The sequence below is a fragment of the Chryseobacterium sp. ZHDP1 genome (genome assembly GCF_018603435.1).
GTDB classification, from domain to species: domain Bacteria; phylum Bacteroidota; class Bacteroidia; order Flavobacteriales; family Weeksellaceae; genus Chryseobacterium; species Chryseobacterium indicum.
Genome location: NZ_CP075682.1, coordinates 2,349,524 through 2,372,869, shown reverse-complemented (window position 1 = coordinate 2,372,869; position 23,346 = coordinate 2,349,524). Strand labels below are relative to the sequence as shown.

General features: G+C 37.0%; 20 protein-coding genes, 7 tRNA genes and 1 other RNA gene. 18 read left to right on the top strand and 10 right to left on the bottom strand.

Going from position 1 to position 23,346, the window contains the following annotated elements:
- Positions 1–58: 58 nt before the first annotated feature.
- From coaE to ruvB, 3 genes are read right to left on the bottom strand one after another with little or no spacing between them, the layout of a single operon-like run.
- Positions 59–694: a dephospho-CoA kinase gene (gene coaE, locus KKI44_RS10955; RefSeq protein ID WP_214591011.1), complete on the bottom strand. Its 636-nt coding sequence runs from the start codon at positions 692–694 to the stop codon at positions 59–61.
- Positions 695–703: 9 nt separating this feature from the next.
- Complete coding sequence (locus KKI44_RS10950; protein ID WP_076390684.1) at positions 704–1,570, bottom strand: MBL fold metallo-hydrolase; 867 nt, start codon at positions 1,568–1,570, stop codon at positions 704–706.
- Between the two features lie 50 nt (positions 1,571–1,620).
- Complete coding sequence (gene ruvB / locus KKI44_RS10945) at positions 1,621–2,643, bottom strand: Holliday junction branch migration DNA helicase RuvB (RefSeq protein ID WP_214591010.1); 1,023 nt, start codon at positions 2,641–2,643, stop codon at positions 1,621–1,623.
- Positions 2,644–2,900: 257 nt separating this feature from the next.
- Here ruvB and hutI point away from each other — a divergent pair, with 257 nt between their 5' ends.
- From hutI to KKI44_RS10925, 4 genes are all read left to right on the top strand, one after another.
- Entirely contained in the window at positions 2,901–4,121 is a 1,221-nt protein-coding gene (gene hutI, locus KKI44_RS10940) for an imidazolonepropionase (RefSeq protein WP_214591009.1), read from the top strand.
- 116 nt (positions 4,122–4,237) lie between these two features.
- Positions 4,238–4,549, top strand: a complete 312-nt coding sequence (locus KKI44_RS10935) for a GIY-YIG nuclease family protein (RefSeq protein ID WP_076390687.1) — start codon at positions 4,238–4,240, stop codon at positions 4,547–4,549.
- 59 nt (positions 4,550–4,608) lie between these two features.
- A complete protein-coding gene (gene hutG, locus KKI44_RS10930; RefSeq protein WP_214591143.1) occupies positions 4,609–5,529 on the top strand; it encodes a formimidoylglutamase in 921 nt (306 codons plus the stop codon).
- 141 nt (positions 5,530–5,670) lie between these two features.
- Complete coding sequence (locus KKI44_RS10925; protein WP_214591008.1) at positions 5,671–6,969, top strand: aldehyde dehydrogenase family protein; 1,299 nt, start codon at positions 5,671–5,673, stop codon at positions 6,967–6,969.
- 146 nt (positions 6,970–7,115) lie between these two features.
- Here KKI44_RS10925 and pyk read toward each other — a convergent pair whose 3' ends face one another.
- Genes pyk through KKI44_RS10900 form a run of 5 tightly spaced genes read right to left on the bottom strand, consistent with a single transcriptional unit; the run spans position 7,116 to position 11,297 of the window.
- Positions 7,116–8,561 (bottom strand): pyruvate kinase, encoded by a 1,446-nt coding sequence (gene pyk / locus KKI44_RS10920; RefSeq protein WP_214591007.1) that lies wholly within the window; start codon positions 8,559–8,561, stop codon positions 7,116–7,118.
- Positions 8,554–9,027, bottom strand: a complete 474-nt coding sequence (locus KKI44_RS10915) for an IPExxxVDY family protein (protein WP_214591006.1) — start codon at positions 9,025–9,027, stop codon at positions 8,554–8,556. Before KKI44_RS10915 ends, pyk begins: the two co-directional genes overlap by 8 nt.
- On the bottom strand, positions 9,005–9,769 hold the full coding sequence (gene rnc, locus KKI44_RS10910) for a ribonuclease III (protein ID WP_076390691.1): 765 nt from the start codon (positions 9,767–9,769) through the stop codon (positions 9,005–9,007). The genes KKI44_RS10915 and rnc overlap by 23 nt, the downstream gene beginning before the upstream one ends.
- 9 nt (positions 9,770–9,778) lie before the next feature.
- Positions 9,779–11,023: a beta-ketoacyl-ACP synthase II gene (gene fabF / locus KKI44_RS10905; RefSeq protein WP_076390692.1), complete on the bottom strand. Its 1,245-nt coding sequence runs from the start codon at positions 11,021–11,023 to the stop codon at positions 9,779–9,781.
- Between the two features lie 34 nt (positions 11,024–11,057).
- The gene (locus KKI44_RS10900; protein ID WP_002976354.1) at positions 11,058–11,297 is read right to left on the bottom strand and encodes an acyl carrier protein; all 240 of its coding nucleotides are present in this window, start codon (positions 11,295–11,297) and stop codon (positions 11,058–11,060) included.
- 302 nt (positions 11,298–11,599) lie between these two features.
- Between KKI44_RS10900 and KKI44_RS10895 the strand changes: the two genes are divergently transcribed.
- Complete coding sequence (locus KKI44_RS10895; protein ID WP_214591005.1) at positions 11,600–12,097, top strand: thermonuclease family protein; 498 nt, start codon at positions 11,600–11,602, stop codon at positions 12,095–12,097.
- A gap of 41 nt (positions 12,098–12,138) precedes the next feature.
- On the opposite strand, the gene ssrA is transcribed toward KKI44_RS10895, so the two are convergent.
- Together ssrA and KKI44_RS10885 are read right to left on the bottom strand one after the other, a co-directional pair.
- Positions 12,139–12,540, bottom strand: a transfer-messenger RNA (tmRNA) gene (ssrA, locus tag KKI44_RS10890).
- A 370-nt stretch (positions 12,541–12,910) separates the two neighbouring features.
- Positions 12,911–16,738 carry a T9SS type B sorting domain-containing protein gene (locus KKI44_RS10885; protein WP_214591004.1) on the bottom strand — a complete coding sequence of 1,276 codons (3,828 nt, stop codon included), beginning with the start codon at positions 16,736–16,738 and terminating at the stop codon, positions 12,911–12,913.
- Between the two features lie 352 nt (positions 16,739–17,090).
- On the opposite strand from KKI44_RS10885, the gene rpsU reads away from it, so the two are divergent.
- The 13 genes from rpsU (at position 17,091) to KKI44_RS10820 (ending at position 23,345) form a co-directional block, all read left to right on the top strand.
- Entirely contained in the window at positions 17,091–17,288 is a 198-nt protein-coding gene (gene rpsU, locus KKI44_RS10880; protein ID WP_062697349.1) for a 30S ribosomal protein S21, read from the top strand.
- 82 nt (positions 17,289–17,370) lie between these two features.
- Complete coding sequence (locus KKI44_RS10875) at positions 17,371–18,258, top strand: tyrosine-type recombinase/integrase (RefSeq protein ID WP_214591003.1); 888 nt, start codon at positions 17,371–17,373, stop codon at positions 18,256–18,258.
- A complete protein-coding gene (locus tag KKI44_RS10870) occupies positions 18,255–18,545 on the top strand; it encodes an HPF/RaiA family ribosome-associated protein (RefSeq protein WP_214591002.1) in 291 nt (96 codons plus the stop codon). The genes KKI44_RS10875 and KKI44_RS10870 overlap by 4 nt, the downstream gene beginning before the upstream one ends.
- A 109-nt stretch (positions 18,546–18,654) precedes the next feature.
- Positions 18,655–18,728: transfer RNA gene (locus KKI44_RS10865), tRNA-Thr, on the top strand.
- A 20-nt stretch (positions 18,729–18,748) separates the two neighbouring features.
- Positions 18,749–18,829 (top strand) — tRNA-Tyr (locus tag KKI44_RS10860).
- Between the two features lie 84 nt (positions 18,830–18,913).
- Positions 18,914–18,986: transfer RNA gene (locus tag KKI44_RS10855), tRNA-Gly, on the top strand.
- A 92-nt stretch (positions 18,987–19,078) separates the two neighbouring features.
- Positions 19,079–19,152, top strand: a tRNA-Thr gene (locus KKI44_RS10850).
- 20 nt (positions 19,153–19,172) lie between these two features.
- Positions 19,173–19,253: transfer RNA gene (locus tag KKI44_RS10845), tRNA-Tyr, on the top strand.
- An 84-nt stretch (positions 19,254–19,337) separates the two neighbouring features.
- A tRNA-Gly gene (locus KKI44_RS10840) sits at positions 19,338–19,410 on the top strand.
- Positions 19,411–19,450: 40 nt separating this feature from the next.
- Positions 19,451–19,522 (top strand) — tRNA-Thr (locus tag KKI44_RS10835).
- Between the two features lie 288 nt (positions 19,523–19,810).
- Positions 19,811–20,491: a response regulator transcription factor gene (locus tag KKI44_RS10830; RefSeq protein ID WP_214591001.1), complete on the top strand. Its 681-nt coding sequence runs from the start codon at positions 19,811–19,813 to the stop codon at positions 20,489–20,491.
- 1 nt (position 20,492) lies between these two features.
- Positions 20,493–21,857 carry an ATP-binding protein gene (locus KKI44_RS10825; protein ID WP_214591000.1) on the top strand — a complete coding sequence of 455 codons (1,365 nt, stop codon included), beginning with the start codon at positions 20,493–20,495 and terminating at the stop codon, positions 21,855–21,857.
- Positions 21,858–22,103: 246 nt separating this feature from the next.
- The gene (locus tag KKI44_RS10820) at positions 22,104–23,345 is read left to right on the top strand and encodes a TolC family protein (RefSeq protein ID WP_214590999.1); all 1,242 of its coding nucleotides are present in this window, start codon (positions 22,104–22,106) and stop codon (positions 23,343–23,345) included.
- Position 23,346: the final 1 nt, after the last annotated feature.

The window sequence follows — 23,346 nt, the reverse complement described above, 5'->3', positions numbered from 1 at the left end:
ATGTGAGAAAACACAAGCACTAAAAAACTCGTTAGAAATACATCCAACGAGCTTAATTTTATTCAATATCAAAAACAACTTTTTCGGTTTGTTCCTTGAGGTCTTCAAGATTTGTGTTGTTATAGATAATGCAGTCGGCAATTTTTATTTTCTCTTTTTCCGGCATTTGTTTTTCCATAACAGACTGAACTTCGCGGTAGGTTTTTCCGTCCCGGTCCATCACTCTTTTTATTCTGATATTATCTTCCGCAGTTACCAGTATAGACTTGTAGCATTGCAGGTTTAATTTTAACTCAAACAATAAAGCTGTTTCTTTAAAAACCAGATATTTCGTTTGTCTTTTTACCCAATCCTCAAAATCTGTTCTTACAGCAGGATGAATAATTTTATTTAATCCCTGAAGTAAATCTTTATCGTTAAAAACTTTTTCAGCAACATATTTACGGTTGTAGACTCCGTTTTCATCATAGGCATTATCTCCTAAAAGTTCTTTGATCTTCTGTTTTAAATCATCATTGTCATTCACAATATCTTTTGCCCTGTCATCCGAATAATAAATCGGAAATCCGAATTCTTCAATGAATTTGGCAACCGTAGTTTTTCCGGATCCGATTCCGCCAGTTAAGCCAATGATTTTGGGTGCAGATAAGGGATCAGGTTCTGCTTTCTGAGTTTCTGAATGTAATTTCTCCATAGTTAAAAATTAATATCCAAAAACATCATTAAAACTAAACGTCTCATCTAATCTTACCCCTTTTTCAGTCATTTTCAGACTTGCCAGTTCGTTGTGTGCGTCATGCTCAAAGAACAACAGATATTCATTATCCACACACTGCTTAAGAAATTTACCCTTTTCTTCTAAAGTTAAAAGAGGTCGGGTATCATAACCCATCACATAAACCTGAGGAATATGTCCCGCTGTCGGAATTAAATCGGCTGCAAAAACAATCGTTTTTTCCTGATACTGAATGACAGGAAGCATTTGTTTTTCGGTATGACCATCAACGAAAATCACATCCATTTTCAAGTCAGGTGCAAAACCGTAATTTCCCGTTGCCGGAAGAGGTAAAAAGTTAAGTTGTCCACTTTCCTGAATCGGGATAATATTCTCTTTCAGAAAACTCGCTTTTTCTCTTGCATTAGGTTCCGTTGCCCATTTCCAGTGGTTTTCATTCGTCCAGAACTGTGCATTTTTGAATGCAGGTCTGTAACCTGTTTTATCGTCATTCCATTCAATTGCGCCACCGCAGTGATCGAAGTGAAGGTGAGTAAGAAAAACATCCGTAATGTCTTCTCTTACAAAACCATATTTTTTTAAGTTTTTGTCTAAATTATCGTCTCCCCAAAGCGAATAATGACCGAAAAATTTATCGTCCTGCTTATTTCCTAAACCGCAGTCAATTAAAATTAATTTTTTTCCGTCTTCCACAAGAAGAGAACGTGTTCCCAGCTCAATTAAGTTTCTTTCGTCTGCAGGATTGGTTTTTTCCCACAAACTCTTTGGGACGACTCCGAACATCGCTCCGCCGTCGAGCTTAAATTTTCCGCATTGTATTGGATATAGCTTCATATAATATTGAGTTTTTTATAATGTTATTTATTTTTTATTTAAGTCAAAAATCAGAAAAGTTCTCCTGGGTTTTTAGGCATTGAAATGTTGAGGTGTTTATAAGCTTTTTCCGTTACTTCACGACCTCTCGGTGTTCTGATGATAAATCCTTCCTGAATTAAAAAAGGCTCATAAACTTCCTCCAGAGTTTCCGGATTTTCTGCAATAGATGTTGCCAAAGCCGAAATTCCCACGGGTTTTCCTTTAAAATTTTCGATCATTACGCGCATGATTTTGTTATCCATTTCGTCCAGACCATATTCGTCCACATTTAATGAATCCAAAGCATATTTTGTAATGTTAATTTCGATTTCTCCGTTTCCTTTTATTTCTGCAAAATCACGGACTCTTCTTAAAAGTGCATTGGCAATTCTCGGTGTTCCACGGCTTCTTCTGGCAATTTCAATTGCGGCATCTTCATAGATTTTTACGCCCAGAACTCTTGCACTTCGGATAATAATCATCGACAAAAGTTCAATCGTATAATATTCAAGTCTGCTTTGGATACCGAATCTTGCCAGCATCGGTTTGGTAAGCATTCCGCTTCGTGTTGTTGCTCCCACCAAAGTAAACGGATTCAAGCCGATCTGTACACTTCGTGCATTCGGACCGGTTTCCAGCATGATGTCGATTTTATAATCTTCCATCGCAGAATACAGATATTCTTCCACAACAGGAGAAAGACGGTGGATTTCATCAATGAAAAGCACATCATTTTCTTCCAGATTGGTTAATAAACCGGCTAAACTTCCGGGTTTATCCAAAACAGGTCCCGAAGTTATTTTGCAGTTTACCCCAAGTTCATTTGCGATAATATTGGCCAAAGTGGTCTTTCCCAAACCGGGAGGACCATGCAAAAGAACGTGATCCAAAGCTCCGCCACGCCTTTTGGCAGCCGTCACGAAAACTTCAAGATTTTCCAATGTTTTTCTTTGTCCGGCAAAATCTTTAAAACTCTGGGGACGAATCTGTTCTTCCTGCGCAAGTTCTTCGCGGGAATAATTGTCTTTATCTGGATGTAAAAAATCGGGCATTAATTCAATTTCATTTACCGTAAAGATAGGAAAATTGAGATTAAGAGTAAGGTTGATTTCATGAAAAATTAAGATTTGAGAACAACAGATATTTTAAGTATTTTTGAGAGAGAAAAAACAAGTTAAAATTTTTTTTAACCATTCTAAGCTGAGATTCCTACGGAATGACAAACTTTATGCAGATTTTTTGTCATGCTGAAAGCATCTGAGTAAAGTAATCAAACTAATGATCCAAACTTTAGCTTTAAACTAAATAAATGAAACTAATTGGTCCTTTCAAGCAGGTTGTAACGCTTGCAAACCTTCCTTTAAGAGGAAAACTTTCAGACGAACAACTTGAGATCATTCCCGATGGAGGAATTTTAATCGATAATAAAATCAAAAAGGTCGGAAATTTTGATACATTAAAATCTGAAAACCAGAATATAGAAATTGAAGCAGTGGAAGAAGAGCAGATCGCTCTTCCGGCTTTCGTAGATTCTCATACACATATTTGTTTTGGCGGAAACAGAGCAAATGATTTCGCCATGCGTAATGCAGGAAAAACGTACCTCGAAATTGCCGAAAGCGGAGGAGGAATCTGGAGTTCGGTACAGCATACGAGAAGTGCTTCAGAGGAGGAATTGTTAAAAACTTTGCTGGAAAGAATTGACTTTTTAATTTCACTTGGAATTACCACCATTGAAGTGAAAAGCGGGTATGGTTTAGACGTAGAAAACGAACTGAAAATGCTTCGCATCATCAAAAAAGCGCAGGAACAGACGAAAGCCACTTTGGTTTCGACCTGTCTTTCCGCACATCTGAAGCCAAGAGATTTTGAAGGAAGCAATGAAGACTATTTACACTATATTGTAAATAAAATTTTACCGAAAGTAAAAGAAGAGGATTTGGCAAAGCGCGTAGATATTTTCATTGAAAAATCTGCATTTCAGCCCGAAGAAAGCAAAATTTTTTTGTTAAAAGCTAAAGAATTAGGTTTTGAAATTACAGTTCATGCCGATCAGTTTACTCCGGGAAGTTCAAGAATTGCAGTTGAAGTGGGGGCAAAATCTGCCGATCATCTGGAAGCTACTATTGATGACGATATTGAATTTTTAGCAAAATCTGATACGGTGGCAACCGCTTTACCCGGTGCAAGTTTAGGATTGGGAGAAAAGTTTACGCCGGCGAGAAAATTATTAAACGCAGGAGCAATTGTAGCGATCGCAAGTGACTGGAATCCAGGTTCTGCGCCGATGGGAAATTTAATTACACAGGCTTCTATTTTAGCAACATTTGAAAAATTAACGACAGCAGAAGTGTTAGCGGGAATTACTTTCCGATCGGCTTTTGCGCTTGGTCTGGAAGACAGAGGAAGATTAACCGAAGGACAAAAAGCAGATTTTGTGACTTTCAAAACCAATAATTTCCAGAATGTCCTTTATAATCAGGGGAGCTTAGAAGCGGAGAATGTTTATATTGATGGAATTAAAATTTAAAAATATATTACAGATTAATTTAGATGCTTTCAGCATGACAAATATTACGCTATATTAAGACGTTCGAATTGTCATGCTGAAAGCATCTAAATATACTTTAATACAAATGATAAAAAATGTTCGAATTAAATGAAGGAATTTATAAATTTTATGTTTACATCTTAACTAATAAAAACAGAACAGTTTTATATACGGGAGTTACCGGAAACTTGCATCAGAGATTATCTCAGCATATAAATAAATTAAATCCTGATAGTTTTACCGCAAAATATAATGTCTGTTTTCTGATTTACTATCAAAGCTTTGGCTGGATACATCAGGCGATAGAAAGAGAAAAAGAAATAAAATTATTAAAAAGAGACAAAAAACTTGAATTAATAAGAGCAATAAATCCCAATTTAGAATTTCTTAATTATCTTTTTGAATAAATTGCAGAGAGGCTTCCGGGATAATAATTATAAACACACACAAATTAAACTTATTAATGATGAACACGATTTGGCAGGGAAGATTAGACGGAGAAGAACTTCTTTTCCACAGAATATTTCAGAGGGTGAAAGAAGAAAATAATTATGATCTTGTTTCACCTAAAGATTTCGTTTTACATGGATTTGCTGTAGATGAAGGTGTTAGACGGAATAAAGGAAGACAGGGCGCAAAAGATGCTCCGGATATTATCCGCAGAAATATGTCGAATTTTCCTGTAATCCGTCCAGATTTTTCTTTGCTGGATTTTGGAAATATTACCTGTGAAGACGGAAATTTAGAAAATACCCAAAACAGTCTTGCCAAAAATGTTTCCAAAGTGTTGCTGAAAGGAGGAAGGTCTGTGGTTTTAGCCGGAGGTCATGAAGTCACTTACGCACATTATTTAGGACTAAAAACAGCTTTTCCTGAACAGAAAATAGGAATTATTAATATTGATGCTCATTTTGATAACAGACAGCCTGAAAATGGAGTAGGAGCGAGTTCGGGAACCGGATTCTGGCAAATTGCTCAGGAAGGCGAAATTCATTCGCTGCATATCGGGATTCAGAGGAATTCTAATACTCTGAAATTATTTGATACCGCTCATCAGTACGGGATGAAATATATTCTTGCCGATGAACTTTTCTTTGAAAATTTACCTTCTGTTTACCAGAGAATAAATGATCTTCTCGACAGTGTAGATTATCTGTATCTTACGATTTGTATGGATGTTTTTAACGCTTCCATTGCTCCGGGAGTTTCTGCTTCTGCATACAACGGTATTTTTGCCGATGCGACATTTATGCATTTTTACAGACATATTCTGAAAAGTGAAAAGCTTTTGGCACTTGATGTGGCAGAAGTAAATCCGCAGTTTGATATTCATGAAAGGACGGCGAGACTGGCGGCAACGCTTGTGAATGAATGGTTTATGATTTAACATAAAATTTAACAATATTCCGATAGAAAAAATCATTATTTTATATAACCCGAAGGAACAGGATTTGTTGCTTCCAAAACGCTTGAAGAAAGCATGAATTAAATTCGGCACAGATTCGGATTTAAAAACAGAAATTATAGTATGGAACAATTAATTGAAAATAAACTTATCAAAGCAGATAAGGCATTTTCAGAATGGAGAAAAGTACCATTCGAAGACAGACAGAAACTCATTGCTAAAGCAGCGGAAATCTTAAAAAACAATTCTGAAAAATTTGGAACGATCATTACTCAGGAAATGAACAAACCTATTTCAGAATCTATTGCTGAAGTGGAAAAGTGTGCTTTAATGATGAATTATTATGCAGATGCCGAAAATATTTTAAAACCAGAGAAAATCGATTCTGAATTTTCTTATTCTGAAGTTCATTATGTTCCAAAAGGGGTAATTTTAGGAGTAATGCCATGGAATTTTCCTTTCTGGCAGGTCTTGAGATTTGCTGTTCCAGCGATTTTAGCAGGAAATACCGTTGTATTAAAACATGCTTCAATTTGTTTTGGAAGCGGAAACGCTATAGAAGAAGTACTTTTGGAAGCCGGATTTCCGGAAGGAATTTTCCAGAATCTTGAGGTAAGTCATAAAGAAGTAAAAGGAATTCTCGAACATGATGCGGTAAAAGGAGTTAGTCTCACAGGAAGTGGAAAAGCCGGAGGAGAAGTCGCTTCTATTGCAGGACTAAATATCAAAAAATCATTACTTGAACTTGGTGGAAGTGATGCATTTATTGTATTGGACGACGGAGATCTGGATGAAGCGGCAAAAGCAGGGGTAAAATCAAGACTTCAGAATTGCGGGCAAACCTGTACTGCGGCAAAAAGATTCATTATTGATGAAAAAATTGAAGACGCTTTTCTTCCTAAATTTATTGAAGAATATAAAACATATGAAGTTGGAGATCCGATGAATAAAGAAACCAAAATTGCCGGAATGGCAAGACCGGATCTGGCGGATGAACTGGAAAAACAGTTTCAGAAAGCACTGGAACACGGAGCTGAAATCATTCTTCCGTTGGAAAGAATTTCTGAAAATGAATTCAGACCTGGTTTAATTCGTGTGCAGGAAGGAAATCCTATTTTGCAGGAAGAGCTTTTCGGACCTTTGGGAATGGTGATGATTGCTAAAAATGACGAAGAAGCTTTAAAAATGGCGAATGATATTCCTTTCGGGCTTTCTAATTCCGTATGGACAAAAGATCAGTCACGACAGTTATTTTTTATTGAAAACCTTGAATCCGGAACCGTTAATATCAATAGAATGACCAGTTCTGATCCGCGTTTTCCATTCGGAGGATCAAAGGCTTCAGGTTACGGAACAGAACTTTCTTTATTGGCTTTACGCGAATTCGTAACAGCAAGAACTGTGGTGGGAAATTATGAGTAAAGAAGGAAGTTGGAAGAGGGGAGATGGAAGTTTATAATAGTGCTGCTTAATGCGCTTTCAACATTTATTCTTTCCGCTTTTGGCTCATAAAAAAAACTCACGAAGATCTTTCGTGAGTTTTTTTGTTTATAATGACTTCGTTTGAATTAAACTGTCGTTAATCTTAAGGTATTTGTTTTTCCGCCTTCGTAAGATGGAGTTGCATTGATGTTGATTACAAAGTCTCCAGCCTCGATATATCCGTAGTTATGTGTCAGCATATTTACTTGGATAATCGTTTCATCAGTAGATTTCTTCATATCGTAATAATAGGCGTGAACTCCCCAAAGAAGGTTCAGCATGGTAATAACCCTCTTGTTTCCACTATATACGATGATGTGTGAATTGGGTCTGTGTGCAGAAAGCTGAAACGCTGTATATCCTGAACTTGTTAAGGTAACAATCGCAGAAACGTTGGTAGTTTTCGCGATTCTTACTGCCGCAAGACAAACTCTGTTGGTGATAAATCGATCATCAATACAGTTGAAATCCTTTTCGATAGGCTCGTTTTTGTGCTGGTAAAAATGCGTAGTTTCAATATTCTTTACAATTTTAGCCATATTTTCCACCACCTGAACCGGATATCTTCCTACAGAAGTTTCTCCTGAAAGCATTACCGCATCCGCTCCGTCCAATACAGAGTTTGCAACGTCATTTACTTCCGCTCTTGTTGGTGTTAAACTGTTAATCATCGTTTCCATCATCTGAGTAGCGATAATTACCGGCTTGGAATAGAATCTTGCCTTTTCCACAAGAGTTTTCTGGATGGCAGGAACTTCTTCCATCGGAACTTCCACTCCTAAATCTCCACGTGCAACCATTAAACCGTCGCATTCCAATAAAATTTCTTCTATATTTTTTACACCTTCCGGCTTCTCAATTTTCGCAATGATCGGCGTTTTGAATTTTCCGTTCGGATGTTTAGAAATCAATTCTTTAAGATCTATAATATCCTGTGCATGACGAACGAATGAGAGCGCGATCCAGTCTACCTCCTGATCCAGCATAAAATTCGCATCCTGAATATCTTTTTCTGTTAATGCAGGAAGAGAAACGTTTGTATTGGGAAGGTTTACTCCTTTTTTGGAACTTAATGGTCCCCCCTGAATGGTTTTCGCTTTTACGGTATCTGTAAGGTTGGTTTCAGTTACTTCTAAAACTAATTTACCGTCATCAATAAGAATTCTTTCCCCAACTTTCACATCCTGTGGAAACTGTTGGTACGTCATGTACACTTTTGTAGAATCTCCTTCAATTTTTTCATTGGTGAAAGTAAGGATGTCTCCCGGATTAAGGTAAGAACCTTCTTTTACAACTCCTACTCTTAGTTTAGGACCCTGTAAATCTCCTAAAATACCAACCGAGAAACCGTATTCTTTATTGAGTTCTCTGATGATTTCGATATTTGAACGAACTAAGTCGTAATCAGCGTGTGAAAAATTGATTCTGAAAATATCAACACCTGCTTTCATTAACCCTAACATTACTTCCTTTGACGATGAAGCCGGACCAAGCGTTGCAATAATTTTTGTTTTCTTTAAATACTTATTCATAATACTGGATAATTTGATAAAGTTCTTCTTCAGAACCTAGTGTATAATCTTGAATTGGAAACACAAGATTTTCAGGGAGCAAAATTACGGAAAAATCAGGAAACTGTTCCGAACTGTGCAAAATATATTGCACTTCTACCTGATTATTTAATAAAAATTTAATGTTTTCTTCTTCCGAGAAGAGCTCTGTCTGTAATTTTTTTTGTTTACTTTCCGAAGATCTGTTCGAAATAAAAGTAAAACAGGTCTTTGTAAACTTATGGTAAGCCTCAAATCTTGAAAAAAAATAATCATAAAACGACCCGTGAAGAATAACATCTTCAATCCTTTTGAATGTAAGATCGTTGTTTTGATTCACCTTGTAGAAAAACTCATGATCGGGTATATTTTTTGCTAATCTTACCAATCCGATGGTAATATCTTCAAATTCTATATCATCAATGTCATAAAGTTTTTGGATTTCCAAGTATATTTTCTTTTTTGTTTAAAATATAAAATGCTCTTTGTGCTGCCTTTTCTTCGGCTTTTTTCTTAGAAGTTTCTGTGGCATTCGCGATTTTTTCTTCTCCCAGCCATACATGACAGCGGAAAACAATCGATTTATTTACCTGAATTTCTTCGCAGGTTTCGTACTTTATATTCAGTTTCTTCTTTTGGCTCCATTCGAGCAGAAGACCTTTGTAGCTTACAATTTTATTTTCCAGCTTGTTAATTTCCGTTGGCGTCAGTAATCTTTCCAGAATGATCTTTTTACAGGTTTCATACTGGAAGTCGAGATAAACAGCACCAATTAAAGCTTCAAATAAATTTCCGGAGATGTTTTCACCTAAAGCCACCACAGAGTTTTGTTTCTGCAGAAGATTGGTAAGTTTTAAATCTTCTCCTAATTTATTAAGATTCTTCCTATTAACAATCTTAGATTTCATCTGCGTCAGATATCCTTCATTGGCTTGAGGATAGGTGTGAAACAAATGACAAGAAATAATTGTACCCAAAACAGAATCTCCTAAAAATTCCAGCCTTTCGTAATTGCTGTCTTTATTTTTAGAAGAATTTTTTAAAGAAAAAGCTTCGCGGTAGAGGGCAACATTCTGTACCTCAGTTCCAAGCATTTTGCTGAGTTCAGTAATGAGAAAATAATCTCTCTCCGTTAATTGTCTTTTTCTTTTTTTGAGAAGGAATTTAGAAAAGTATTTCTGTAACTCCATTCAGTAGATTTAGATTTTCTTAAATAGAACGCAGGCATTGTGCCCACCAAACCCAAAAGTATTACTCATGGCTACTTTTACATCTTTCTTAGCAGCTTCGTTGAATGTGAAATTCAGTCTGCTATCGATATTTTCATCATCAGTAAAATGGTTGATGGTAGGAGGAACAATACCATGAATAATAGTTCCCAACGCAGCAATAGCCTCAATAACTCCTGCAGCACCCAAAAGGTGACCGGTCATTGATTTTGTAGAATTAATCTGAATGTCGAAAGCATGTTCTCCCAATAATTTTGAAATAGCATTGGATTCTGCAATATCTCCTAATGGAGTAGATGTACCATGCATATTGATGTGATCTACTTCATCAGCAGTTAATCCTGCATCTTCCAGACAGTTCTTCATTACGAGATAAGCTCCTAAACCTTCAGGGTGAGGTGCAGTCATGTGATGTGCATCTGCACTCAGACCGCCGCCTTTTAATTCTGCGTAAATTGTAGCCCCACGTTTTACTGCGTGCTCATATTCTTCAAGAATGATACATCCTGCTCCTTCACCAAGAACAAATCCATCTCTGTCTTTGTCGAAAGGTCTTGAAGCCGTTTTAGGATCATCATTTCTTGTAGAAAGTGCCATCATTGCATTGAATCCACCGACACCACTTGCTGTAACGGCTGCTTCAGAGCCTCCACATACAATTACATCTGCTTTTCCAAGCTGGATCAGCATTTTGGAATCAATTAAAGCGTTTGCAGAAGATGCGCATGCAGAAACAGTAGTATAATTCGGACCATGGAAACCATATTCAATAGAAATATGCCCTGGTGTAATATCCGCAATCATTTTAGGGATAAAGAACGGGTTGAATCTCGGGATTTCCGTGTTTGCCCATCCTAAAACTTCAGTTTCAAAAGTCTCTAAACCTCCGATTCCTGAACCCCAGATTACGCCGACTCTGTTTTTGTCTACATTGTCTTCAATAATTCTTGAGTGCGTTACTGCTTCTCTTGCAGCAACAAGCCCAAGCTGTGTATTCCTATCCATTTTTTTAGCCTCTTTCTTATCGAAATGGTCTAAAGGATTGAAATTTTTAACTTCGCAAGCGAACTTAGTTTTAAAGTTTGTGGCATCAAAAAGAGTAATAGGAGCAGCACCGCTCTCACCTTTTACAAGATTTTCCCAGTATTCTTTTGCATTATTTCCAATTGGTGTTATTGCTCCAAAACCGGTTACAACTACTCTTTTTAATTCCATAAACTTTGTTTAATTTCTTTTTTGTTGAAGAATATTATTTATTTACTACTTCTTCGATATAAGCGATAGCGTGTCCTACAGTAGTAATTTTTTCTGCTTGATCATCAGGGATTTGAATATTGAATTCTTTTTCAAATTCCATGATAAGTTCAACTGTATCCAATGAATCAGCTCCTAGATCGTTTGTGAAGCTAGCTTCTGGAGTTACTTCTGTTTCTTCAACGTCAAGCTTATCAGCGATGATAGCTTTTACTCTTGATGCAATGTCTGACATAGTAAATTTTTTTTTAATTGTTAGATGGTGCAAATATATAAAATTCTTTACGATAAAACATTTTTTTAGTCTTTTTTGTGGTTTACATAAGAGTATTTTGTAGTTTGTGAGTTTAGTCTTTTAGTTTTCAGGGGTTTATATTTTAACATTTCATTGTCTTATTTAAGTTTATCATTCACAATTTTTTGGACTCAATATAGAATCTGTCTGATTGAGCTTTTTAAAAGTTATTTTTTACCTCAGAGCTTTATAATTACTACTTTTGCAGCCTGTTTTAAAATTCGAAATATTATTTGTTATTGATGAAAAAAAATCTGCTCATTCTTTTTGTATTGTTTTCAGTTCTTATTTCTTCACAAACGGCAGGAAAGGTAATTAAAGTGAAAGATGGTGATACGGTGGTTGTGCTGTTATCCGACAGCACACAGGAAACTTTACGGCTCGCGGAAGTAGATTGTCCCGAAAAAGGCCAGGCTTTTGGTAAAAATGCCAAACAGTTTACCAGTGATGCCGTATTTGGCAAAACAGTTACATTTTACAGAACCGCAAAAGACCGATACCAAAGAACTGTTGCTAAAATTTTTTACGATCATAATAAATATCTTTCTGAGGAAATCATTAAAGCAGGTTTCGGATGGTGGTATTTTAAAGCATCGAAGAATCTTGATCTGCAAAAACTACAGAACAGCGCGAAAGAGAATCGTTTGGGTTTATGGACGGATAAAAATGCAGTTTCGCCTTGGGAATACCGAAAGAGCAGAAGGAAGAAAAACATGGACAATAAAAGTAAAGCCCTTTAATATCTGAAAAAGAAAAAAGAGACTGCTGAAAACAATCTCTTTTGTGGAGTTGGAGGGATTCGAACCCTCGTCCAAACAAGCAATACATAAGCTTTCTACATGCTTATTCTGCTATTGATTTTCGACGGGAGGCAGAGAGCAGACACCCAACTTCCGGCTTATCTTCTGAGGTTTTCGAGCTTTAGCCGAAGCGTCCAAAGCCTTATTTCCGCATTCCTATATCCCAGAATCAAACGCCGCAGAACAGAGCATTTGTGGAATATCTTGCTTCCCTACTAACATCTTCGGGAAAACGCTTGATCTACTATACTTCGATATTAAGCTGCAAGAGCGAACTCTTCGTTGCCAGTTAAAATTTTGTAGCAAGGGATTATAGAGATCGCGCTACGGTTCTCTGCATGCTTACTTACCCATTGGTCTTGCTGTCGAAACCAGTCAACCCCATGAATAAAGTGAATGCAAAGATAACACTTTTATTCAAATTCAGTTCATATTCTTTCAGTCATTTTAAAAATGGAATTTCAAGGTGTTTTTTATTTGGAGCTTTATCCTGCTTTCCGTTACAATTCCTCATTGCGCGGCTCCGCTTTGCTCCGCCGCTCCAGTCCGGGATTTTCTCTGCAATCAGGGCTAGGATAGAAGTGGGTAGTATAAATGATAGTCAGAAAAAAACTTTCAGCAAAGAACAAAAGTCTGAACAGCAAAAAACAAAAAGTGCCGGAAAAAACTCCGACACTTATATAATTTATCTAATTCCTTTCCTCAATCTTAACTTCAACCTCAATCTCAATCTCAGTCTTAACTTCAACCTCATCAATCCCTGTTTTTCAGTAAAATCCATCCCGAAAGCTGAACAGGCTTTTTAATGATTTTATCTTCCCATTGTAATTTATACCAATAAGTTCCGGTTGGGAGAGGTCTTCCGATGTATTTTCCGTCCCAGATCGGTGTTTTGGTGGTCGGTCGGAAAACTTCTTTTCCGTATCTGTCAAAAATCCCGCCCTCAAAATTACCATATTTGCTGATCTCGCTGAAGTCAATTACATCGTTGCTTCCGTCGCTGTTCGGAGTGATAACGTTTGCCATAAAGAAAGTATAATATTCTGCGGTGGTATCGCAGGTTGCCCCTCTGTTTCTTACCCTTATCGAATATTTCGTATTTTTTAGCACCTGAAAAGTGTTGGAAGCCTGCCAAGTTACGCCTCCGTCTATGGAATACTCTATAGGTACATTGCCATTATTTTGTACAACAATCGTTAAAAAAGGATCTTTGTAAGTGATTTCTTTAATTTGAGGAGTAACAATATATCCTACAGTTGCGGTGAATGTTTTAGAGCAGACTCCGTTACTGATGGTTACAGAATAGGTTCCTGATGTGTCCACATTGATGGTTTGAGAAGATGCTCCGGTATTCCACGAATAAGAATAATTCGGTCCGCTTCCTGCATCCAGAATACCTTTGTCACCTTTACAGATTTCGATATTTTTCAGAGTAGAAATAATTTCCGGAACAACCGTGATGGTAATCGTAGCAGGAGTCGTTGCAGAACAGCCGTTTGTTCCGATTCCTGTTACCGTATAAGTTGTAGTGGTTGTCGGGGAAACAATCTGTGTGTTGCCATTTCCTGTTAATCCCGTCCATGTGTACGTTGCGGCACCCATCGCCGTAAGAGCAATAGACTCACCTTTACAAATTGATAGTTTAGGAGCTGAAACGCTTATGATCGGCGGTGTGATATTCTTAATGACCGTTACTGAATCTTGTTTCACACATCCGTTGGAAGTCGGGCTCGTAATCGTTAAAGTATAAGTTCCCGCATTATTCACTACCGGAGTTAAGGTATTGGCTCCGGAAACAATATTTCCACCTCCTGTAGCGGTCCATAAAAACGTTGATCCCGGTTGGTATACAGACGCTGTAGCATTTAAAGTAACCTGAGAATTTGTACAGTTAATTTCTGCCGGAGTATTAATATTTACTATAATAGCCGGATCCATCGTAACGGTTGCCGATTTTGTGTACTGACAGCCGTTGGGAGTGGTCACGGTCACGGTATAAGTTCCTGATGCGGTTACCGCTGTGCTAGCCGTTGTTGATCCGTTAGACCATGAAAATGTATTTCCTGTTCCGTTTGCAGTAGCCGTTAAAGTGGTTGATGTTCCTTCGCAGAAATTTAAATTCCCGGAAATCTGAACATTCGGATCAGTTCCCTGAGTTATTATCACCGAAACAGGATCGCTTGTGCAGGTTCCGTTATTATAGGTTAAAGTGTAGGTTCCCGGAGTTGATACGGTAATTGACGGTGTCGTTGCGCCGTTAGACCATGTATTTCCTGTTGCTGAACTTGAGGTTAAAGTAACAGCATTATTGTTACAGATGACATTCGATGAAGCAGTAATCGTCGGAACAGGTTTTACATTAACAATTAACTGTAATTCTGCTATTTTCGAACAAGAACCGGATTTCACCAAAACATAAATCACAGCGTTTCCTGAAGTATATGCCGAAGGATTTGCAATGGTATTGCTGTTTCCTGCCAATGCATCCGCCTGATTCAGGTAGTAGCTGAAAGTTACCCCTATAGTTGTACTGATATTGGGCTGTGCCGATATTAAATTAAAAGTTGCCGTACTATTATTTGAACATAAGCTCAATGACGAATTTTGTACAACAGGTACAGCCCCTTGAACTACTGTCACGGATTTTGTGTACTGGCAGTTCCCAGGAGTTTGTACTGTAACCGTATAAGTTCCCGGCGCAGAAACTGAAATTGAATTTCCTATGGCACCTGTAGACCATGAATAGGTGTTTCCTGTTCCGGTTGAGGTTGCTGTAAGTGTTGTCGGAGATCCACATACAATTAAATTTCCTGTAATCTGAGGATTAGGATCACTTTCTGCGGTTAATGTTACTGAAACCGGTGCGCTTGTACATGTTCCGTTGGTGTTGGTTAAGGAATAAGTTCCTCCGGATGTAACCGTAATAGATTGCGTTGTCGCTCCGGTAGACCATGTATTTCCGTTCGGAACACTTGATGTGAGTGTTACATTTCCACCGAAACAGATCGTTGAAGATGAGCTGGTGATTGTAGGAGATGCAAGCTGAGTTACATTGAGCTGAAGCGAAACGACTTTTGAACACGTTGCAGTTTTTACTCTTACATAAATTGTTGCATTTCCTGATGTGTAAGCGGTCGGAGTTGCGATGGTATTTGTATTTCCGGCAATGGCATCTGCCTGATTTACATAATAATCAAAAGTAACTCCCGAAGTCGTGCTGATGTTAGGCTGAGCTGTTGTTAAATTAAAAACTGCTGTGCTTGTACTGGAGCAGTTGGTTAAAGTGGCATTCTGAGCAACGGGAACAGTTCCCTGTACGAAGGTTACAGATTTAGGATATTGGCAGTTTGCCGGAGTTTTCACTGTTACGGTGTATGTTCCCGGTGTGGTTACAGTAATTGTAGGAGTGGTAGCTCCTGTAGACCATAAATAGGTGTTTCCTATTCCGGTTGAGGTTGCGGTAAGTGTCGTGGAAGTATTTTCACACAATGTCAGATTTCCTGTGATCTGCACATTCGGATCTGTGTCCTGAGTGATGGTAACCGAAGCTTGTGGGCTTGTGCAAACTCCGTTGCTGCTGGTTAGGGTGTAGGTCCCTGGTGTATTTACCGTGATAGACTGGGTTGTAGCTCCTGTAGACCATGTGTTTCCGGTAGCGTTACTTGATGTTAGCGTAATATTTCCGCCTGGGCAGAGTTTTGTTGCAGATGCAGTAATAGATGCAGTTAAACTTTTGTCTTTAAAAACTATGGCATTTGTCTGTTTGCAGGAATTGATGGAATTGTTAGGATTGTTAGGATCCTGATAGCTTATATTATAATAATAGGTATTACCTGTATTTATAGTAATAGGTGCTGTGATCGGGTTGCTTCCTGTTGCGGCATTGTTTGCTGTGCTATAATATGAAACGAAAAAATTAGAATTTCCGTTTAGTATCCCGGGAGATAATGTACTGAAATTAAAAGTTGCAGAACTTCCGCAGATATTTATTTCTCTCGGAGAGCCTGGAGTAGGTCCGGGGTTTCCGGGAGGAACAAAAGGGTTGGGTGCAAGTGTTGAATTGGTAAAAGGTGAAACAAAAGTTGCAGTTCCGCCCCAGGTTAGATTAAAAGTGTAAACCGACGGAGACCAGTTATCTATATACAAGTAATACGTCTGTCCTGCCAAAACATCCATGTATTTACAATAAGGATCTGTATTTCCGGCACCGGATGAAGTGTTGGTATTGGTCATGTTCATTCCGGTATTAACGTAATATCCTGAAGCATTACATCTTACCGGAGTTCCTCTGGTGGAACAGGTTACATTCGGTCCGTAAATCGCCCAGTCATAATCTACCGGTCCTGTGGGAACCAGATCAAAAGTAAGGGTTCCGCTGGTAGCTATTGTAAATTTATACCAAACTGAATGATTTTCGTATGAGAGACATCCTCCCAGAGTTTCATTGATGTTTCCTATTCCTACGGGAGTATAATTTATACCTGAATTTCCGCAGACTGTAATGGCGGAAATACAATCTTCCTGTGAAAACACGAAACCGGAAAAGAATATAAAAATAGAAAAGAGTAATTTTTTAAGCATTGTGAAGGGAATATGAATATGGTTTTACTCAGAATAAAATCAGGATCCGGAATTTGCCAGAGATAAAGCAAAATCTACTACAATTAAGAGTTATGGAAATGTGGGCATAGCTGTTTGGTTTTAAACAATTTAATATTATTTACAAAAATAAATAAATAAGTACGTAAAAGTATATAATTTATTAAATAATTATTTATAAATAAACATAAATTATTATAAAATTATTGTTAAATGTCAGTTTTGTTAAGCTTTTTCAAAATTTGAATTCATTTACTTTGAATGTTTTATTTAATAAAGTTTTGTGGTTTAATAAATAATGTTTATTTTTGCAATCCAAAATGAGATGTAATATATGTTAATAATTCCAGTAAAAGACGGAGAGTCTATCGATAGAGCATTAAAAAAATATAAAAGAAAATTTGATAAAACTGGTACAGTTCGTCAGTTAAGAGCTAGACAACAGTTTATCAAGCCTTCTGTAACTTTAAGACAAGCTAGATTAAAAGCTGCTCACAAGCAAAGAAATCTTAGCAAAGAAGAACAGGCTTAAGAATTTTCTTACCCACATACTAAATTCACTCTTTAAATGTTTATATTTGAAGAGTGAATTTTTTGTTTTTATATACTAAATGATGCTGGACAAATTCCTGGAATATTTACAATTCGAGAAGAGATATTCTCCTCACACCATTACAAGCTACAGAAAAGATCTTGAAGATTTCTCCCGTTTTTACATGAAAACAGAATCTTCAGAAGATATTTCAAAAGCGGACAAAAAAATTATCAGAAATTTTATCGTTGAATTAAGCGAAAATGATATTTCCAAACGAAGTATCAACAGAAAATTGTCTTCTCTTCGCAGCTTTTATTTATTTCTGCTAAAAATCGGCGAAATAAAAGTTTCTCCCACAGAAAGTATTTCTTCATTAAAATTTTATCCCGAAAAACAGATCCCGATGTCAAAAGAAGAAATGCAAAAACTTAGTGATCAGGTTTTTGAAGAAATTCAGGATGTTTTGCATAAATGCATTGTGGAAGTTCTTTACCAGACAGGAATCCGGAAAGCAGAGCTTTGTGGTATGACTTTTGAAAATGTAAATCTCAGCGGAAACGAACTGAAAATAATAGGAAAGGGAAACAAAGAAAGATATATTCCCATCTCCGGAGAGCTTTCGGATCTGCTGAATCGTTATTTGAAAATAAGGAAACCGCTGCCTGAACATGATTTATATTTTTTTGTCAATACCAAAGGCAAAAAACTCACTGAAAAATTTGTTTATGTGGTCGTTAATAAGTACCTTAGTCTTATAACAACAAAAGAAAAAAGAAGTCCTCACATCCTTCGTCACAGCTTTGCTACACACGTTTTGGATAATGGGGCAGAGATCTCTAAAGTAAAAAAAATATTAGGACATTCCAGTCTTGCAAGTACTCAAGTCTATACGAATGCTAATATTGAACAATTGAAAAAAGTGTTTAATCGGGCTCATCCAAGAGCTTCAAAAAATGACGAATTATGAAGATCACAGTACAATCAATTGGTTTAACTCCACACGAACCACTAGAATCACACATTGAAAAAAAAGTAAGCAAACTGGATACTTTTTATGACAAAATTCAGGAGTGTAAAATATTCTTAAAAGTAGAAAACAACTCGGATAAAGCAAACAAAACGGCCGAGATTATTCTGGCGGTTCCGGGAGACGATATCGTAGTAAAGAAAACCTCTACAACTTTTGAAGAAAGTTTAGACCTATGCGTTGATACTGCTAAAAAGCTATTAATCAAGAAAAAAGAAATGGCTTAGGAAAAAAAGTTAAAAAAAGTTATTAAAAAATTTGAGAATTCAAAAAATCCGTTCTATATTTGCACTCGCAAAAAGGGAACAGCGATCTTTTGAATTCTTTTTTAATAATGCTTCCATAGCTCAGTTGGCCAGAGCACGTGATTTGTAATCTCGGGGTCGTGGGTTCGAATCCCTCTGGAAGCTCAATTTAATATAAAATATCTGGGGAGATTCCAGAGTGGCTAAATGGGACTGACTGTAACTCAGTTGCTTCGGCTTCGTAGGTTCGAATCCTGCTCTCCCCACATTTTATATTAGAAAAAAGTTGTATAAATAAAGGATTTTCCTTAAGTTTGCACAGCGTTACCAATAATTTTGGAAACAAAATTGCGGAAGTAGCTCAGTTGGTAGAGCGTCAGCCTTCCAAGCTGAATGTCGCGGGTTCGACCCCCGTCTTCCGCTCAAATATCACACTCTTAAAAAGCGTGATTTTTTTTACTACTGAAATGATGTAGAGTAGAGTTTCTCACAGCGTTCAGTCCATGTATTAAAATGCTTCCATAGCTCAGTTGGCCAGAGCACGTGATTTGTAATCTCGGGGTCGTGGGTTCGAATCCCTCTGGAAGCTCAATTTAATATAAAATATCTGGGGAGATTCCAGAGTGGCTAAATGGGACTGACTGTAACTCAGTTGCTTCGGCTTCGTAGGTTCGAATCCTGCTCTCCCCACATTTTATATTAGAAAAAAGTTGCATAAATAAAGGATTTTCCTTAAGTTTGCACAGCGTTACCAATAATTTTGGAAACAAGATTGCGGAAGTAGCTCAGTTGGTAGAGCGTCAGCCTTCCAAGCTGAATGTCGCGGGTTCGACCCCCGTCTTCCGCTCAATAAAAATCACGCTTTCCGGTGTGATTTTTTAGTTTAAGCCGACTTAGCTCAGCGGTAGAGTGCTTCCTTGGTAAGGAAGAGGTCACGGGTTCAAGTCCCGTAGTTGGCTCTCATTTCATCCCGATTTCTTCGGGATTTTTTTATGTCTTTATTTCATGTCTGAATCTCGTTTGAAATTTTAAAAACTTTCGGGAAAATGAAAAATAGTGATCCTTACCTTATAGATTCTGTTAAACACTCTGCATAAAAAGCAATTCGAATTTATTTTATTTTCAGGATAAAAATTTCCAGAAGCATTCAATACAAATCTTAAAATTCAATTAAAAGTAATTCCTGCACTTTTGAATTCCTTTACAATCACCAAAAATTTCGTTACATTCGTATAAAATAATTTTCGATGAATATTCTTTTATTGGAAGACGATTTAATTCTTTCGGCGGAACTTTGCAAATTTCTGGAGTCAAATAATTTTACCTGCGACAAGATTTATGATGGGGAAACATTTCTTCGCCAGATCAGGAACAATTCCTACGATTTGTATCTTCTGGACATCAATGTTCCGAAAATTAACGGACTGGACGTTTGTCAGACCATCCGCTCTTTCGATAAAAATACACCCATTATCATTATTTCTGCTTACGGAGACCTTTCCGATAAAAAAGATGCCTTTACACGTTTGGCGGATGATTATCTGGTAAAACCGTTTCAGTTTGAGGAATTATTGCTGCGTATCAATTCTCTGCTGAGAAGAAAAACACCTTCTGAAAATATGGATCAGGAAATTATCAGGATTGATGATCTCATTGTGAACAAAACTGAACAGAAAGTCTATCGTGGCGGAAATGAAATCAGTCTTACCCTGAAGGAATTTCAACTGTTGGTTTATCTTGCGGAAGCGCAGGGAAGAACAGTTTCCAAACAGCAGATTACAGAACATGTGTGGGAACATAACTTTAATACCAATACCAATACTGTAGAAGTCTACATCAATTTTTTGCGTAAAAAGATCGATAAAGATTTTAAAGTAAAACTTATCCACACCCGATCGGGTTTCGGATATTATTTAAGCCCGTTATAGAATGTCTCTAAAAAGGAAGATCGCACTTAATCTCAGTATTGCCTTTTCATTGCTTTTCGGTATTGTGATGGTGGTGATTTATATGTCTTTTAATGATTTCCGAAGAGAAGAATTCAAAGAAAGATTCAGGCAGAGACTGGAGTTCACTTCTCATTTCATTGCCAAGTCTAAAGATTTTGAAGAAGAAGCACCTATTTTTTTTAATGAAAATTCAGATAACATTCTTTTAAACGAAACCATATTAATTTTCAACGGGCAGAAAGAACTTATCTACAGCACCATTAAAGACCGTAATGTGACCTGGGATAATGATCTTCTTAAAGAGCTTGACGAAAAAAAAGTAATCTATTCCGAAAAAACAGTTCCCGAAATTTATGCGGCATTAAGAACCATCAACGGAGAAAATTACTATATTTTAACAAGTGCTTTAGATACCAATGGAAAATCCAAACTGGAATATCTCAAATATCTTTTAATAACGGCTTATGTGATGAGTGCCCTTCTCATTGGCTTCTTCAGTTATTATTTCATGGGACAGTTTTTAAAGCCTCTGGAAGATCTTAATCAGGAAATTTCTGAAGTTACGGCTCATAAATTAACAACCCAGATCCCGGTTCGTAATTCTAACGATGAGATTGATGTTCTTGCCAAATCCTTCAATACGATGATCGGAAGATTAGACGATGTATTTCAGTCGCAGAAAGATTTTACAGCAAGTGCTTCCCACGAAATACGGACACCGATCACAAGAATGGCTTTTCAGCTTGAAAATTTAATAAAATTCGGGCAGCATTCTCCTGAAACTTTATCATCTTTGCAGCAGATTCAGAGGGATGTGTATCAGCTTTCAGATCTTACCAATTCACTTTTGCTGCTTACCAAATTCGACAGGGAAAACATCCAGAGCATTTATGAAGAAGTGAGAATTGATGAAGTTATTTTTGAATCCTTTGAGGCAGTTGAAAAAAGCTACCCCAAATTAAAACTGGATTTTCTGATCTCCGAGGATACTTCTGAAGATGCTCTTTTAACCATTAAAGGAATTCAGTCTTTACTCGATATTGTTTTCATCAACTTATTTAAAAATGCAGCCATCTATTCCGATGATGTGGAAGTGGATGTACTGATTAAAGAAAATGACGAATATCTGATTGTTGACGTTATTTCCCACGGAAATACCATTCCGAAAGAAGAACAGGCAAAACTTTTTGAAGCCTTTAAAAGAGGAAAAAATTCTCAGAATATTTCAGGTTCCGGGTTGGGTTTAAGAATTGTTAAAAGAATTCTAGAATATCACGGAGCACAAATTATTTATACTTCTCCTGCAGATCTCCTCAATAAGTTCAGTGTGATTTTTGTGAAATAATTTTTTAAGTTAATCTAAAAATATTTACGCAGTTCAGCCCTTGCAAAAGAAAATATTCTCAAAAATTTTAAATAAATCTTTGCAGACTTAGTGTTACATGAATTCAATTAATACTGTAATGAACTCGTAACTTTATTTAAATGAGATGATTATATGTTGCAGCTTAACAAATTTAATTTTTTTTTAAGCATTCTTTAAGAGCATTTTAATAGCAGAAAGGCATTTTTGTATCATAAAATCAATAAAATGAACAAATTTGCAGGGCTGTTCATCGTCATTTCTTCATTCATGACGGCACAACAGCAAATGTCGCTTCGGGATTGCGAAGAAGCTTTCCAGAAGAACAATTTACAACTGCTCGCCGAACAGTACAACATTAATATGGCTGATGCAGATATTTTGCAGGCTAAAATCTGGGAACTTCCGCAGTTGAGCGGACAAATAAACGCATACAACCCCGAAGACAGAAAAGTTTTCGATTTCGGACACGCAAAAGGAGCGCAGGTCACTCAATTAATTTACATGGGGGGCAAAAAGAAGAATGAAATTGCCTTCGCAAAATCCAATAAGGAATTGGCGCAGCTTCAGTTTGCCCAGCTTTTGGTTGATCTCAAATCCCAGCTCCGTTCCACTTATTTTGATCTTTACTACGAAAAACTAAAACTCAACAATACCAATAAACAGCTTGGTTATATGAACGATCTTCTGGCTGCCTACAAAATACAGTCTGCCAAAGGAAATGTTTCGCTGAAAGATGAAGTTCGATTACAGAGTATTGTCATTCAGTTAAATAATGACAAAGTCGGAATCAATAAAAATATTCTTGAATTTGAACAGACTCTGAAACTTCTTACAGGAGTCACCGAAGAAATAGAACCACAGCTTTCCGATTCTGAAGCGAAAGAAATTCTTGCCGCTCAGCCTTTCGGCGACGAAACGGAACTTCAGAAAAAAGCACTCGAAAACAATGCCGATTATCAATATAATTTAAAATTAATCGACAACAGTAAGCTGTATGCGCAATGGCAGAAATCTTTAAACGTTCCCGATCTTAATCTCGGGGCAGGGTGGGACCAGAATGGCGGAACCTTCAAAAATGAAGTCAATCTGATGGTCGGAATTCCTCTTCCGCTTTGGAAATCCAATAAAGGAAATGTGGATAAAGCCAATTTTGCCATTCAGCAGAATCAGAAAAATGCAGAATTTCAGAAGCTGAACCTTGAAACAAAAGTACAGTCGGCTTACAAAATCTGGAAAACACAATACGATCAGCTCACTCAGATTAAATCTACCGATCTTAATAATATGGAACTGGTCTATAACGGGATGCTGAATAATTTCAGAAAAGGCAACATCAGTCTTATTGAATTTACAGACTTTATGGACAGTTACCGCGAAACGGCACTTCAGATTTACGATATGAAAAACGGGATCATGCAGTCTGCAGAACAATTGAATCAACTAGTACAAACGAAAATCTTCTATTAAA